Annotated in this window: 11 protein-coding genes; 4 read left to right on the top strand and 7 right to left on the bottom strand. The window is 61.3% G+C overall.

Annotation, left to right across the window (positions count from 1 at the left end; translation table 11 throughout):
• Window positions 1-30: 30 nt before the first annotated feature.
• From ACSYDV_RS00450 to ACSYDV_RS00425, 6 genes are all read right to left on the bottom strand, one after another.
• A complete protein-coding gene (locus ACSYDV_RS00450) occupies window positions 31-663 on the bottom strand; it encodes a TetR/AcrR family transcriptional regulator (protein ID WP_438321771.1) in 633 nt (210 codons plus the stop codon).
• Between the two features lie 33 nt (window positions 664-696).
• A complete protein-coding gene (locus ACSYDV_RS00445) occupies window positions 697-2,292 on the bottom strand; it encodes an AMP-binding protein (RefSeq protein ID WP_438321770.1) in 1,596 nt (531 codons plus the stop codon).
• An 8-nt stretch (window positions 2,293-2,300) separates the two neighbouring features.
• Entirely contained in the window at window positions 2,301-4,601 is a 2,301-nt protein-coding gene (locus ACSYDV_RS00440; protein ID WP_438321769.1) for a TonB-dependent receptor, read from the bottom strand.
• An 81-nt stretch (window positions 4,602-4,682) separates the two neighbouring features.
• Window positions 4,683-6,098, bottom strand: a complete 1,416-nt coding sequence (locus ACSYDV_RS00435; protein WP_438321768.1) for an aldehyde dehydrogenase family protein — start codon at window positions 6,096-6,098, stop codon at window positions 4,683-4,685.
• A 2-nt stretch (window positions 6,099-6,100) separates the two neighbouring features.
• A complete protein-coding gene (locus tag ACSYDV_RS00430; RefSeq protein ID WP_438321767.1) occupies window positions 6,101-7,300 on the bottom strand; it encodes a cytochrome P450 in 1,200 nt (399 codons plus the stop codon).
• Window positions 7,301-7,340: 40 nt separating this feature from the next.
• Complete coding sequence (locus ACSYDV_RS00425) at window positions 7,341-7,655, bottom strand: 2Fe-2S iron-sulfur cluster-binding protein (protein ID WP_438321766.1); 315 nt, start codon at window positions 7,653-7,655, stop codon at window positions 7,341-7,343.
• An 83-nt stretch (window positions 7,656-7,738) separates the two neighbouring features.
• Between ACSYDV_RS00425 and ACSYDV_RS00420 the strand changes: the two genes are divergently transcribed.
• Together ACSYDV_RS00420 and ACSYDV_RS00415 are read left to right on the top strand one after the other, a co-directional pair.
• Window positions 7,739-9,337, top strand: a complete 1,599-nt coding sequence (locus ACSYDV_RS00420; RefSeq protein ID WP_438321765.1) for a GMC family oxidoreductase — start codon at window positions 7,739-7,741, stop codon at window positions 9,335-9,337.
• 60 nt (window positions 9,338-9,397) lie between these two features.
• The gene (locus tag ACSYDV_RS00415) at window positions 9,398-10,045 is read left to right on the top strand and encodes a TetR/AcrR family transcriptional regulator (RefSeq protein ID WP_438321764.1); all 648 of its coding nucleotides are present in this window, start codon (window positions 9,398-9,400) and stop codon (window positions 10,043-10,045) included.
• 16 nt (window positions 10,046-10,061) lie between these two features.
• Here the strand turns inward: ACSYDV_RS00415 and ACSYDV_RS00410 are convergent, their stop codons facing one another.
• On the bottom strand, window positions 10,062-11,024 hold the full coding sequence (locus ACSYDV_RS00410; RefSeq protein ID WP_438321763.1) for an SDR family NAD(P)-dependent oxidoreductase: 963 nt from the start codon (window positions 11,022-11,024) through the stop codon (window positions 10,062-10,064).
• 185 nt (window positions 11,025-11,209) lie between these two features.
• On the opposite strand from ACSYDV_RS00410, the gene ACSYDV_RS00405 reads away from it, so the two are divergent.
• Together ACSYDV_RS00405 and ACSYDV_RS00400 are read left to right on the top strand one after the other, a co-directional pair.
• Window positions 11,210-11,740 (top strand): MaoC/PaaZ C-terminal domain-containing protein, encoded by a 531-nt coding sequence (locus ACSYDV_RS00405; RefSeq protein ID WP_438321762.1) that lies wholly within the window; start codon window positions 11,210-11,212, stop codon window positions 11,738-11,740.
• A gap of 684 nt (window positions 11,741-12,424) precedes the next feature.
• Window positions 12,425-14,428 (top strand): GMC family oxidoreductase N-terminal domain-containing protein, encoded by a 2,004-nt coding sequence (locus ACSYDV_RS00400; protein WP_438321761.1) that lies wholly within the window; start codon window positions 12,425-12,427, stop codon window positions 14,426-14,428.
• Window positions 14,429-14,457: the final 29 nt, after the last annotated feature.

Below are 14,457 nucleotides of genomic sequence, written 5' to 3'. Positions count from 1 at the left end.
TGACACATATTTTGTATCATTGCAAACGGATTAGACTGTGCCTTTGGCTCGATCGAGCATGGGGAAAACTACGAAGCGGCGGATAAACCAGCGTAGTTCGGCATCGGGTATTTCCTCCGCCTCCACCATTCGCAACAACATGTCCTGCGACTGTAGAAGCCAGCGAACCAGGTCGTCGATCTCCAGGTCGGCCGCAAAGCTGTGGCGCTGGGCCGCGCTCTGGAGGAGGTTGCCCCACATGGCGCGCTGGCGCTGCTGCGCGACCGAATTGGGGCGCGCGTTGACCGAAGTGGTGCCGGGATAGTCGAGAAGGACCCGGATATGGCTGTTTTCATGCGCGATGCGCGTGGCGAGGAACATGCATTCGACGAGCGTGTCCTCGAGCGAAGCGCGGCCGGCGAGCTGTGCGCGGATCTGCCGGTTCACATTCTCGGCTTCGACGATGCTGATCGCTTCCACGATCGCATCCTTGTTGGTGAAGTGCCGGTACATCGTCGCGCGTGACACACCCGCTTCCTGGGCGATGTCTTCCATCGACGTCTTCTTTATCCCGAAGCGTTCGAAGCATAGCTGCGCCGCGGCGATGATCGCCTGTTCACTCGATTGTTTGCGTCCCGGGGCACTCCGTCCCGCCGGGTTCCGGCTTTCACTGCTATCAGTCATCAATGGCTCCCGACCTGCCCTTAGCCGGAGGGCTCACCGATCTCCAGTTCCAACTCGTTCGGCCTTGAGAATGATGCCCGCCGCCTCGCGGTCCCAGGTACATGAAGTGACGCCCTCGGCGCGCAGCGCGTCCTTGCGAACTTTGCCATTGGCCGTCCGCGGGAACTCTTGCATCTGCCGAAAATAGCGGGGGACCATGAAATGCGGCATGGCGGCGCGCAATTGCTCGACCAGCATCGCCCAGTCGATCGTCTCTTCCCTTGCGACGACACAGACCATGACTTCATTTTCGGCATGACCGTCGGGAACTGCTATCGCCGCCGCTTCGGCAACACCGGGCTGGCGCAGCAGTTCGCGCTCGACCTCGAAGGATGAAATATTCTCACCCCGGCGGCGGATGGCATCCTTTGACCGGTCGACGAAATAATACCATCCGTCGGTGTCGCGCCGAAAAATATCGCCGCTGTGCAGCCAGCCGTTGCGCCACAAGCGTGCGGTGGCCGCAGCGTCGTCGGCATATTCTGTCAGCATGCGCCAGGGGGCGTCGTGCCGGACGACCAGTTCGCCGCTCGATCCCACGGGAACTTCCATGTCATTCGCATCGACGATCCGTAGTTGATAGCCGTCCCGCACGCGCCCCGTTGCGCCGGTCGGTGCCTCGGCATCGAAGCAGGTCAGTGCGGTTCCGATCTCGGTCGAGCCGTAGGCGCTCCAGATTTCCGTGCCGAACCGCTCCGAGAAACGTTTTCCCGTCGTACCCAATGGCGCGATATTGGCGAAGCGCAGGGGTGTATCGCGATCGGTCGCGCTGTCGGGTTGCGCGAGCAGGAAGGCCGCCATCTGCTCGACAAGCGTGGTCGAGGTCGCGCCGGTTTCCTGGACGAGTGGCCAGAAGGTCGCCGTGCGAAATCCCTCTGGTACGACCACCGATCCGCCGTGCTTCAGCATGCCATAGACCGAAGCCGCCCCCCCCGAATGGAAGAGCGGCAACACCAGAAAGAAACGCGCATCGGCATCGGCCGATGCGGGATTCGGCGGTCCGAGGAAGTGCGAGGCTTGGACGTAGGACGACAGCACACCCTTGGAAGGCCCGGTGGTTCCCGACGTGAACATGAGCTGCATCGCGTCGAAAGCCTCGATCGTGTCGTCGTTCACGATCGGCGCATGGGTGTCGAGGATCGATGCCGACACGAGCGGAACGGACAGCAGACCCGGCGATATGGGACCGCCGACGACCAGGATGCGCTCCAGCGCGTGTAGAGGCAGCCCTTCGAGCCGCGGCAGGAGGTCGGCGTGAATGACGGCGAGTTTTGCGTTTGAAACCGCGATGGCATGGCTGAGCATGTCGCCCCGCCATGCCAGGTTGCACGGGCAATGGACCGCGCCGAGATAGTTGATCCCGAACCAGGCCTGCAGCAGTTCGGGGCCGTTGGGCAGCCAGGTGAAGACCCGGTCGCCCTTTTCGACCCCGAGGTGCCTCAGCCCGGCTGCCGTTCGCTGGGCGACGTCGAGCGTATCGCGATAGGTCCAGCTTCCCCGATCGGGAAAGACCGCAAAGATACGGTCCGGGGAAGTGGCCGCATGCGCATGCAATATGTCCTTCAGGACATCGAGGCTCGCCGTCGTCATTCCCGTCCTCAGTCGAAGCGCAGGCTTAGTGTCGCGCCATAAGTCGCGGGTTTGGCCATGAAACGCACGACCGTATCCACCTGCCGCTGGATGTTATTGTAGTAGGAACTGTTGGTGACGTTCCGGCCCCAGAGCGAAAATGTCCAGCCCTTGTCGGGTGAGGTGATGCCAGCGCGCAGATCGAGCGTGGTATAATCGTCGATGCGGAAGGTCGTGTCCTCGCCCGGATAGGCAAAGGTGGACCCGCGGTAACGCAGGTTTGCTCCAACGAAGGCGTCGATCCGGCTGCTCACATTCCACTCATAGTCGAGGCGCGAGGTTACTTCCCATTTCGGCGCGAAGGGCATTTCGGTATCATCGAAAACCGTCAGGACGGCAAGGTCGGTGTAGCCCGAATATTTGTCGATCGTCGCCTTCGAATGAACCACCGAAGTCTCGAACGCGAGTCCCTCTACCGGGCGGATGTTCAGCGTGATTTCCTGTCCGAAAACGCTCGATTTCGGAACGCTGACGAGGGCATCGAGCGAGCGGAAGACCGGGACGGGAATGCGTCCGAGGATCTGCTTGCCCTTATAGTCGTAATAATAGATCGCACCGGTTACATTGACCGCCCGGTCAAGTAACTCGGCCTTGAAGCCGCCCTCATAGGCGAGCACTGATTCCTGCGGGACCGGCGTATATTGCGCCACCGTGGTCGCCGAAGCTGTCGGATAGGCGCCCGCCTTATAGCCTTTGCTGATGTTGGCATAGAGAAGCAGGTCGTTGCTGGCACGCCAGTCGATCCCCGCGCGCCAGGCGAAATTATCCTCTTTCAGCGTATCTTCGACCACACCGGGTACGAAGTTGACCGGATCGACAAGCGTGATGCACCCGCCGGGCGCGATCGGGACCGGGTGGCCGCTCAGTGTGCTCCACAGCCCGCCGAAGCCTGCGGCGGTCAATCCATCCCCGGAATCGCGTGAACAGCCGACATAATCGCGCTTCGTATCGGTGTAGCGGCCACCCGCCTTGATCGTTACCGACGGAGCCAGATCATATTCCAGATTGGCGAAGGCTCCGAGCGAGCGGAACTTCTGCCGCGAGAAAAAGGTGATATTCTTTGCATATCGACCCGTTGCGAAGGCGGCGGATGCGTCGGAAAAGTCGCTGAGATTAAAGTCGCTCGTCTTGTCGGCGCTATAGTTGACGCCGAGGATCCAGCGCAGGTCCTGCGAGGCGTCGCCCGCGATGCGCAGTTCCTGGTTGAAGACCTTGATTTTTCCCGATGCGACACGGTCGACGATGCGTAGCGCGATGCCATCGGAATCGACCCGTTCGTCGCGGTCATATTGCGAATAGGAGGTCAGCGACGTGAGCGTTGCGGTGCCGATATCGACATCGGCGCGAGCCCAGACCTGGAACATGCTGTTGTCGCGGCGCCATTCGCCCGGCGACCAGTCGGCGGCCCGGATGGAATCGGGAGCCAGAGGATAGTCGCGAAGTTCGGGGAGTACGGCGGCGGGAAGGAGCGGACGGAACTGGACATATTGTCCGGCCTGCATCTCCGACTTGTCCTTCCAGCCGCTCAGGCCGAAGGTGAAACGCGCGGACGACGACGGCTCCCAGTTGAGTAGCAGGCGTCCGTTGAGGAAGTTCCGATCGCCGAGGCTGTCGTCGCGGGTATAGCTGCGCTGCCAGGCGCCGCCCTGCTGGGCGGCGACGGCCACGCGAGCCGACAGCGTTTCGGTCAGCGGGCCACTCACGAAGCCGTCGAGTTCGATAAGCCCGAACCGCGCGACACTGGCGTTGAGACCGGCCTCGAAGCTGTCGGTCGGCTTGGCGGCGATATAGTTGATCGCGCCGCCCGTGCTATTCTGTCCGAACAGCGTACCTTGCGGCCCTTTGAGAACTTCGACGCGTTGAAGGTCGAGGCTCGCTCCGGCAGCCATGACGGGATAGGCGAGCGGAATTTCGTCGACATAGATGGTGACCGCCGGCGTCGCCGCAAGGGTCGTGTCGTAGAAGCCGACGCCGCGCAAGGAATAGACCGGCGAACCGATCGGCGTCGTCGCCGCATCAAAACCGGGAACTACGCGCGCAAGATCGTCAACCGATGAGATGCCCTGTTTCAGCAGTGCGTCGGAGCTGATCGCGGTGATCGTCAGGCCGACGTCGTTGAGGTTTTGCTCGCGCTTCTGCGCAGTGACGACGATCTCGTCATATCTGGCGCTTTCGACGGGGGCGGCGTCTTGGGCAAAAGCCGGGGCCGCGGTGAGCGCTGCCACCGAAGCGGACAAGGCAAGGCGCGAGACAAAATTTTCAATCAACATGCAATCCTCCCAGACATCGAGCCTTATCCTGACTCCGTCTTGGCGCTATTGAGACAATGAGACGATAAATGTCAATATATCTTATTTGGGTATGAGGATGGCCTTTGGTGTCGCAAAGCTGCGAAGCCCGCTCGCCCCGTTTTCCGTGCCGATCCCTGACTGCTTTCGACCCGAAACGGTCATCTCCGGGTGTCCGTCCAGATTGTGATTGATCCAGACCGTTCCGCATTGGAGCCGTTTCGCAACGGAAACAGCGGTCTCGACATCACGCGACCAGACCGTCGCGCCGAGGCCATAGGGGCTCGCATTCGCCAGCGTGATAACATCGTCCGTCGACGCAAAACGCAACATCGGAAGGATCGGACCAAAGGCTTCTTCCTGGACGACCCGGCTTGCCTCGGGCGGATTATCGACAATTGTCAGCGGGAGGAAATAGCCTTCGCTCGCTTCGGGGGCAGGCCCGGACAACAGCGAATAGCCATTGGTCCGGCAATCTTCCAGAAGCTGCAGGACCCGCTCATATTGCGGGCGATTCTGCACCGGTCCGAACAGCACGCCCTCGTCGAGGCCATTTCCCACCGGGGCCCGCGCGATGCGCGCAGCCAGTGCGTCGCGAACGGCGTCGTAAATTGCATCATGAACATAAAGACGTTTCGTTGCCATGCAGATCTGGCCGGAATTGAAGAAGGCGCCGAACAGAAGCGCGTCGGCAATCGATTCGGGGTCGTTGTCCGCCAGAACAATCGCGGCGTCGTTGCCGCCAAGCTCTAACGTGACATTCTTCAGGTCCTGCGCGGCCGTCGCCATCACGCGCCGCCCTGTCTCGCTCGAGCCGGTGAAGGATATTTTCGTAAATCCCGGATGTGCCGTCATCATCGGTCCCAGCTCGTCGGTGCCGGTCAATATATTGAGCACACCCGGGGGAACGACTGATTGCAGCAATTCACCGATCCGGAGTGTGGTGAGCGGCGTGAACGGTGAGGGTTTCAGGACGACGCAATTGCCGGCCAGCAGGGCCGGGGCAAGTTTCCAGGCCGCGAGCATGACCGGAAAATTCCAGGGCACGATCGCGCAAACGATTCCAAGCGGTTCCCAATGGATTTCCGTCCTTCGGGTCAGGCTGTCCTCGACGACCTCCACCGGCAAATCAAATGCCGCGACGCCGTGGAACCATTCACCGGCGCCGGCGATCTCCTGTTGCGCCAGCGCAAGGGGGCGACCCTGTTCGCGCGTGAACAGTTCCGCCAGCTCTGCCGCATGGGCAGCGAGCGTATCGCCGACCGCGCGAAGAACCGCTCTTCGCCCTTCGATCGGCATGTCGCGCCACGCAGGCAGGGCAGCGGCGGCCGCATCAATGGCCCGGTCAAGCAGGGCGGGGCCGGCTGCGGGACACGCCGCGAGGACGCCGCCGGTAGCCGGGTTGATCACATCGAAATGACGGTCGCTGTCGATCAGTTCGCCGCCAACGAGCATCGAAAAGCCGGGTGTGTCGGACATCGTCATTTCCATTCCAGCGGCAGCGTTTCGAGTGCGAAAACCATGCCATGCCGGCTGGGATGGGCGTGGTCAGGGGACCAGCGGAAGGCCGGGATGCGCTTGACCCATTCTTCCGTCAGGATACGCAATTCGAGGCGAGCCAGATTGTGCCCGAGACAAAGATGGGGCCCCGACGAGAAGGTGAGATGGTCTTTGCGTTTGCGATCAATGTCGAAGCGATCGGGGTCGGCATTGTGCCGATCGTCGCGGCCCGCCATCGGAAGCAGGCAGAGCAGCATCTCGTCCTTTTTGAAATGGACGCCGAATTGTTCGCAGTCGCGGGCAATGATGCGCGGCGTATTGATCACGCCGAAACTGCGCAGGCCTTCTTCGACAAATTGGGGAATGAGCGCCGCATCGGCGGCCAGCCGAGCCTGAAGTTCGGTGTCGGTGGCGAGATGGCGATAGAGATAAGCCGACATATTGGCGACGGTGTCCATTCCGCCGAGAAACAGCAGCAGCGCCAGCGACTGTAGATCGGGCGTCGAGATGGGGCGCCCCTCAATCTGGAACTGCACCATCTCGCTGACAAGGTCGCCACAGGGTTTGGCGCGCCGCATTTCAATCAACTCGGTCATCAGAACGATGATCCGTCCCGACATGTCAGCATATTCTTCGGGGGTTCGGGCGCGGAAATACTGATCGGCAATGTCTTTGAACTCGCGAAGCTTCTCCAGCGGCATGCCCATGAGTTCCATGAAAACGGATACTGGAAAGCGCGAGCCGATATCGCGCACAAAATCGCACGATCCCTTTTCCAGCACTTCGTCGATCAGCGATCGGGCAAAGTGGCGAATTCGCGGTTCCAGCGCGGCGACGGCCTTGGGCGAAAAGAAGGGCGTCAGCGCCTTGCGATAAGGGGCGTTTTCAGGCGGGTCGAGGCTCAAAGGGATGAAGCGGGGCGGATTGGGAATTCGCGGAATCTGGGCCTCGCGCACCGAGAAATTTTCAGGCTGGCGGACAATCTCGGCAATTTCATCATAGCGTGTGGCGACCCAGTGGCCACCGTTGGCCGGGGTCCAGAACAGGCTGGGCGCATCGTCATGCAAAGTCCGATAGGTGGCGTGAAGCTCTTCGCCCAGTCTGACGTCGCTATAGATATCAAATGGAAATACGCGGTCGGGGGCGACATGTCCGGGAATGTTCGTGTCGGCGCTGGTCATCAATATTCTCCCGTTCAAATTATAATATGATTAGATAAGTTCAAATGCCGAAGTCGGGTGCGCGAACGATGAGGCCGTCCAAGGATGGTGTCGCGACGATCTGGCAAAGGAGGCGTGAGGATTTCGAGCAGTCCATCTCTCCCGACAGCAGGTCAGCTTCATCCTCACTGGCGGGCATCAGGTCTTGATTCCCCTGAATCACGTGAGCGTGACACGTCCCGCAGGCCATCGATCCGCCGCAATCGCCTCGAATCCACTCGATCTCGTTGCGAAGGGCCGCGGTCATCAGGCTTTCACCGTCAACAAGGGTGGCGGCGGTGCGCTTGCCTGATGAATCGATGAAGATTGCCTGCATTTTTACGTTCCTCTTGACGATTCGACTTGTCTAATAGAATTAGAAAATAACTTCGATGAGGTTTTTGGGCAAGGGGAAGATGGATGGATGCCGATTATGTGATTGTCGGCGGCGGTGCCGCGGGTTGCGTGCTGGCTAACCGGCTGTCGAAAGATCCCGGTGTTTCGGTGGTGCTGTTCGAAGCGGGTCCGGCTGATCGCAGTCCGCTGCTGCGCGTGCCAAAGGGGTTCGCGAAGCTTCTCGGCGGAACGCACCTCGTCTGGCCCTATATGACCACGCCCGAAGAGGCGAACGCCGGGGTGCCCGAACGATGGGTGCGCGGCCGGGTGCTCGGCGGTTCGACGTCGATCAACGGCATGATGTATGTGCGTGGGCAGCCAGCCGACTTTGATGAGCTTGCCAGCCTGTCGAGTGACGCCTGGAACTGGCGGGAATTTGCGAGAGCCTATGCCGCGATCGAGGCGCATCCGCTTGGCGCGAATGAGGCGCGGGGCGGGGATGGTCCGCTCCGATTATCGCTTCCTGGTCGGTCGGATCCTCTGTTCGAAGCCTTCGGGCAGGCCGGTCGCGCGATGGGCTGGACGTGGAAGGAGGATGTCAATGCGCCCGATGATATCGAAGGGATAGGGTTTGCGCCGTGCATGGTCGATGGCGGCGTGCGCGTCAGTGCGGCGACCGCTTTCCTGCGGCCTGCAATGGCACGGCCGAACCTGACCGTCATGACCAATTGCACCGTCGACCGGATTGTCATTGTCGACGGACGAGCCCAGGCGGTCGAATATCTGAAGGACGGCCAGCGTGCGACCTTGGCCGCTCGGCGCGACATCATCCTGTGCGCCGGGGCGCTGGCGACGCCAGGAATATTGGAGCGCTCGGGGATCGGTGACGCGCGCCGTCTGGATGCGCTCGGTATCGAGCCTCGCCATATCAATGCGAACGTCGGCGAAAATCTTCTCGAACACCGTGCGCTGGCGATGCAGTGGCGTCTTGCAGCGGATGTCTCGGACAACAAGCGCTATCATGGATGGCGGCTGGGACGGGCGCTGGTGGCCTATTTGACCCGGCGTCGCGGACCGCTTGCAGAGGCCGTTTACGAACAGGTGGCCTGGTTTCGGTCGCGGCCTGATGCGCCTCGACCCGACGTGCAGATTTTTCCCGCCGCCTATTCGCTGGACCCCGACGGCAATCGCGAGAATGTCGAAAAGCTTCCCGGTATGCATATCGGGGTCTTCCCGCTGCGCCCGACATCGGCCGGCAGCGTGCATATCGGTTCCACCGATCCGGAGGAGTTGCCCGTCATTCAAAGCAACTATGGCGACACTGCGGAAGATCGGCGCGTAATGGTCGACGCCGTCCGCACGATACGGGACTTTGTCGCTCAGGCGCCGCTCGCCCGGTTGATATCGCAGGAAACCATCCCCGGCACGGACGTCGTTTCGGATGAGGCGATCCTCGACGCCTTTCGGCGGCAGGGAACGTGCGGCTATCATGCAGTAGGCTCGTGCCGGATGGGCCGTGACCCCTGCACATCGGTCGTTGATCCCGATCTCAAGGTTCACGGCCTTGACGGGTTGCGCATCGCAGACACTTCGGTATTCCCTGTCATTCCCGCCGGAAATACCGCAGCGCCGACGATGGCCATGGCCTGGCTAGCCGCCGAGCGCATTGGCGGCGTCTCGTGATTTGACGGCGGACTGGATGCATCGTGGATTCGACCGGAACAGGGGAGCTTTGAGCGGGCTATGGTCAACAAGCCGGTCATAACGCGCGAGCGGGTGATACGCGCGGCGCTCGACACGATCGACCTGCATGGCCTCGGTGGCTTCAAGCTGGAGATCGTTGCGCGGAGCATCGGGGTTCGCGCGCCGTCGCTCTATTATCATTTCAAGGACAAGTCCGAACTGTTCGGGGAGGTCGTCCTTTCCCTCCTGCGCGAAGTCGAGATTCCCGACGATGTCGCCTCGGGTGACTGGGAAGATGCGCTCGTCGACATTTGCGTGCGAACTCGCCGCACGATCCTCCTCCATTATAAGGCGGCACCGCTGATCCTCGAATTTGCCCCGCGCAGAATTTTTCTCGAAGCTTATGAAAAATGGATGCGCCAATGCCCCTTTCCGGTCGATGTCCATATGCTGTTGATCGAGGGGATCGAGAAGCTGACGTTCGGCGCGGCGGTTTTCGCGGCCTCCGAAAGGGCGCGGGCGGACGGCGCGCCGCCGGCCGCCGATCCGCGCGCCTATCCCAACCTCCATCGCGCTCTGCGCGCCAATCGCTGGGATGATGAGCAGATGTTCGTGCAGACAATCCGCACCTTTGTCGGCGGTGTCGCGCGTAAGGCCGATCCTGCTCTCTCCGACGGACATGCGCCCGCCAGAAAGGGCGACGAATAATTGGGGCGGGGCCCCCTTACAGTGGCAGTGTCCGGCCGGTCATGGCTTCGATGCTGGCCCACAACCGTTCGGCCGCGTCGGGATCGATTGCATAGCGCATGACGCCGGTCCGGTAATTGGGTTGGTCGATGATTTCGGCAACGGCGCAGCGCTGCAGGTAAAGGCCGCCTCGCCCGGCGAGGCTTGGCTCGGTCAGCGCCCATATCGTCGTCGCCGCACCCTGATCCGGGGTCAGATAGTCCGTAGGCTCGAGTGCGCCCGATTTGCCGCGCATTTCCTCGAAATCTGCGGGAACCATATCCCGGGTCATGTCCGTCGAGATGGCGCCGGGGTGGAGGCTGAAGGCGTCGATGCCGCGCCACGCCAGCGCACTACTCAGCTTTACCGCCAACAGACAGCATCCGGTCTTGGACTGACCATAGCTGCTCCATGCGGTATAGGGGCGGTGCTCGAAATTGATGTCGTCGAAGACAACGGGTGAGAAATGGTGCCCGAAGGAACTGAGGCAGGCAATGCGCGCGCCCGCCGCGAGCCGCGGAGCGAGTCCTGAACTCAGCACGGCATGGCCCACGACATTCGTCATAAAGCCCGTTTCGATGCCGGCCGCAGAGAGCGTCTTTGGACCGATTACTCCTGCATTGTTGATCAGCATATCGATCGGTCGCTCGAGGTCCAGCACGGCTGCGGCGCACCGGTCGACCGCGGTCAAGTCGGAAAGGTCGACCGATATGCCCAGCACCTGGCCCGCAGCGCGAGCGCGAAGTGTCGCCAGCGCCTGATCGAGTTTTGCGCCGGGTCGCGCGGCGATGATGATGTCCGCGCCAGCCCGGGCAAGCGCTGCGGCGGTGGCGAGGCCGATGCCGCCAGATCCTCCGGTAATGACCGCAAGTTTGCCGTGGAGATCGACGTTCGCAAGCAATTGCGCGGCGCTAGGGTGCAGGGCTTCGATGCTGGTATCGGCGCCGCGTGTCTCGTTCATATAAGGCCCTTGCAATGAAGGACGCTGCGCCGACGTTTTGGGCCGCACCGCGCCGCATGGATGGCTGTCGAAATATCGTACAAGAGAGAATTGCGGGGCGGTGTGACGGGGGCTGTGTCTTCCATCCGGTGTCGTTCCTCATCCTGCATTTTGTTCAATCATCAAATTTGAGATAATGATACAAATTGCGTATTGTTGTTTCAATGATGAATCTGCAAGGTTCGGATATCAAGGCTGAAAGGGACAATCGATCAATGACGTTGCGCTTCGAAGAGATTGAAATTGGCCGAATCTGTCGCTTTGGGCGCTATGCGGTGAGCGAGGAGGAAGTGCTCGAGTTCGCCCGGCGTTATGACCCGCAAGCTATGCATCTCGACCCCAAGATCGGCGCGACGAGCCCGGTCTTCGAGCGGCTCGCCGCCAGCGGAGTCCATATATTGGCTATCGCGGGCCGGCTCCAGGTCGACTACTGGAAGACGATTGCTTTCACGCCAATTGCCGGTCTGGGTATCCGCGAAATGCGTCTCAGGCGGCCGGTATATCCCGGCGACACCTTGTCGATCACGACTTGCTTCGACACCAAGCGGCTGCGGCGCTCGACGCCAGGGCAGGGCATTGCCACCTCATATGTCGAGGTCTTCAACCAGCATGAGGAGAAGGTGATGGATTTCAACGGTGCCGTCCTGGTACATTGTCTTGAGGCGCGAGTTCGCTGACCCAAAAATTCCATGGGTGATCGCTGCTCCCGACGGCTCGCGAGAGCGGGTCTGACGCCGCCGAAATTCCGAAATCTACGCAGCGCAGAAATCCGTGTTATGCTTGGAACCCGGGCGATCGACATAGGTCAAGTAGCCGGTCGCTTTCGACCGATTGCGGACGTCGATTATCGGGGTTAGAAACCACTCGCGCTAGATTTGGACGACCTTGCCGATGGACAACTCCAAAGCCGATTCAATATCTTCTTTCAGGGGGATGCTCGCGGGCGGTGTTATAGGCGCACTGATTGGTGTTCCCGCCATTTTTGTCGCTGTCATCTCGGGCGGCGCGGGACACGGGGGCTATGTTGCAGCGTGTTCCCGACGTCCATGCTGTTGACTCTCATAGAAAATCGTGTCGGAACGTTGTCCATCTCGACCGCTTTGCTACAGTTTCCAATCTACGGAGCGTTGATGGGATGGACCGTTGTTCGGCAGAATTATCTTCCAACCGTCGTTGTAGCTTTGATGCATCTTATCGCTGCGATCGCGTGTTTTAGTGGCGCATTACCTGATTTTTCCTGAACCCATTGCCCAGTGCTGACCGTCCGCCTCCCGCCCCAAAGCCGCCGTTCCGGTACAATACGCCCTTGCCTTGACCCATTATAAGTCGGCATTGCGACACGGAAAAACAGGGGACAGGCGATGGCGGCACCGTTTAATTTCGGGCAACTCAAATTTCTGAAGGCGCTGACGGAGGCGCTGTTCCACAATGCCGATATGGCGATTTCGGCCGATCAGGTCGTCGCCAATATCTGCGACCTGTTCGACAAGGTCGGCGGGACCAAGCTCGACGAGATTCGCCTGTCGCTGACGGCGACCGAGCTGGTGCTCGGCGGGCCTTTCTTCACCGAGGATGATGTCGCGGGCCGCGCCGACAAGCTCGCCGACCGGTTGCAGAACAGCCAGATCGACCTGTTTCAGGACATGGCGCGGCTGCGCGGGATCGTTTACGCCTGCTATTACGGTCATTGGAATGCGGGCGATCAGGACGCCAACGCCGCCAATCCGGTGCATGCCCAAATCGGTTTCACCTTGCCCAAATTCCGCCAGCGCGGGCCGGGCGAAGTGCCGATCGAGCCCGTCCACGGCCGCGAGATCGACCCTTCGCATATCCTGGACGCAGCCACCCTCGACGACGAATATGACGTGATCGTCATCGGGTCGGGCGCGGGCGGCGGGGTCGCGGCGTATAATGTCGCGGCACAGGGATATAAGGTGCTGATCGTCGAGGCGGGGCCATTCTATCCCTCACACGACATCACCCATCACGAACTCGACATGGTCGCCAACCTCTACAAGCATGGCGCGCTGCAAACCTCGACCAACCGTGATTTCGTGGTGTTTCAGGGGCGCTGCGTCGGCGGGTCGTCGACGATCAACAATGGCATCTGCCTGCGCGTCAACGAGGCGGGGCGGACGCACCCCGATGCGCTCGACATACTCGCCAAATGGGCGAGCATCGGCGCGCCGGTCGATGCCGCGGCGTTCCACGCCAGCTATGACGCGGTGCAGGCGCGGCTCGGGATTGCGAAGATCGAACCGCGCAGCGGGCGTCACAATGGCCCGCACCTGATCAACGGCTGGGCGAATTATGCCGCGGCCTCGACCGACCCCCGCGATCAGCGCGCGGTCGCCGACTGGTTCGCCAAGAATTTCGGCCCGCCGAACACGCCGACCGCCTGTTCCTATTGCGGCTATTGCAATTCGGGTTGCCCCTATGGCCGCCGCATGGGGGTCGCGCAAACTTACCTGCCTGCCGCGTGCCGCGATCATGGCGCGCGCATCCTTCCCGAAACCAAGGCCGAGAAGATCGTCTGGCAGACGGCGGTCGACGGCCGGCGCGAGGCCGAGGCGGTGAAGCTGGTGCTGCCCGATGGGACAAAAACGCTCGTCCGCGCCCGCGTCGGGGTGATCGTCGCCGCCGGAACGATCGCTTCGTCGAAGCTGCTCGACCGCAGCGACATATCGGGGACGGGCTATCAGGTTTCGCTCAATGTCGCCTCGCCGGTCGTCGCGCTGATGCCGGGCGGCGTCGGCGGCAATGCGTGGGACGAGGATCAGATGTCGAGCTATGTCGACTGCGGCGACTTCCTGCTCGAAAGCCATTTTCAGCCGCCGATGTCGATGGCGTCGCTGATGCCCGGCTGGTTCGATGACCATGCCAACCGGATGAAGAATTTCGGCCGCGTCCATTCGGCGGGAATCCTCTTTCCCGCCGACCGGCGCGGGCAGGTGAAGGATGGCAAGCTCGAATTCCGGCTCGATGCCAGCGACGATCTGCCGGTGCTGCGCCGCGCGATGGCGACGCTGACCAAGGTGCATTTCGCAGCCGGGGCGATCGAATGCTATCCGGCGCTGGCGCGCGGACAGGTGATCACGCGCGGCATGGACATCGACGCCTTTTTCGCCGCCGCGATCCGCGAACAGGATGATGTCACCCTGTCGAGCAGCCACCCGCACGGCGGCAATGCGATCAACGAAAATCCGCAATATGGCGTCGTCGATCCCGAATGCCGTGTTCATGGCACGACCAATGTCCTCGTCACCGACGCCAGCGTTTTCCCCAGCTGTATCCGCGTCAACGCGCAATGGACCACGATGGCGATGGCGCAATATGCCACGGGCCGGGGCGATCCGTTCGGCTGAAGTTCGCAGGGACGGCGGCTTTTGTTCGC

This window comes from Sphingopyxis selenitireducens, from assembly GCF_051550705.1.
Classification (GTDB): Bacteria; Pseudomonadota; Alphaproteobacteria; order Sphingomonadales; family Sphingomonadaceae; genus Sphingopyxis.
This window is presented reverse-complemented; position numbering and strand designations above follow the sequence as displayed.

Excerpts from the sequence above, each read along its gene's own strand:
- ACSYDV_RS00410 (WP_438321763.1), bottom strand. The coding sequence starts at position 11,024 with ATGAACGAGACACGCGGCGCCGATACCAGCATCGAAGCCCTGCACCCT.
- ACSYDV_RS00425 (WP_438321766.1), bottom strand. The coding sequence starts at position 7,655 with ATGCAGGCAATCTTCATCGATTCATCAGGCAAGCGCACCGCCGCCACC.
- ACSYDV_RS00450 (WP_438321771.1), bottom strand. The coding sequence starts at position 663 with ATGACTGATAGCAGTGAAAGCCGGAACCCGGCGGGACGGAGTGCCCCG.
- ACSYDV_RS00415 (WP_438321764.1), top strand. The coding sequence starts at position 9,398 with ATGGTCAACAAGCCGGTCATAACGCGCGAGCGGGTGATACGCGCGGCG.
- ACSYDV_RS00420 (WP_438321765.1), top strand. The coding sequence starts at position 7,739 with ATGGATGCCGATTATGTGATTGTCGGCGGCGGTGCCGCGGGTTGCGTG.
- ACSYDV_RS00445 (WP_438321770.1), bottom strand. The coding sequence starts at position 2,292 with ATGACGACGGCGAGCCTCGATGTCCTGAAGGACATATTGCATGCGCAT.
- ACSYDV_RS00400 (WP_438321761.1), top strand. The coding sequence starts at position 12,425 with ATGGCGGCACCGTTTAATTTCGGGCAACTCAAATTTCTGAAGGCGCTG.
- ACSYDV_RS00430 (WP_438321767.1), bottom strand. The coding sequence starts at position 7,300 with ATGACCAGCGCCGACACGAACATTCCCGGACATGTCGCCCCCGACCGC.
- ACSYDV_RS00435 (WP_438321768.1), bottom strand. The coding sequence starts at position 6,098 with ATGTCCGACACACCCGGCTTTTCGATGCTCGTTGGCGGCGAACTGATC.
- ACSYDV_RS00440 (WP_438321769.1), bottom strand. The coding sequence starts at position 4,601 with ATGTTGATTGAAAATTTTGTCTCGCGCCTTGCCTTGTCCGCTTCGGTG.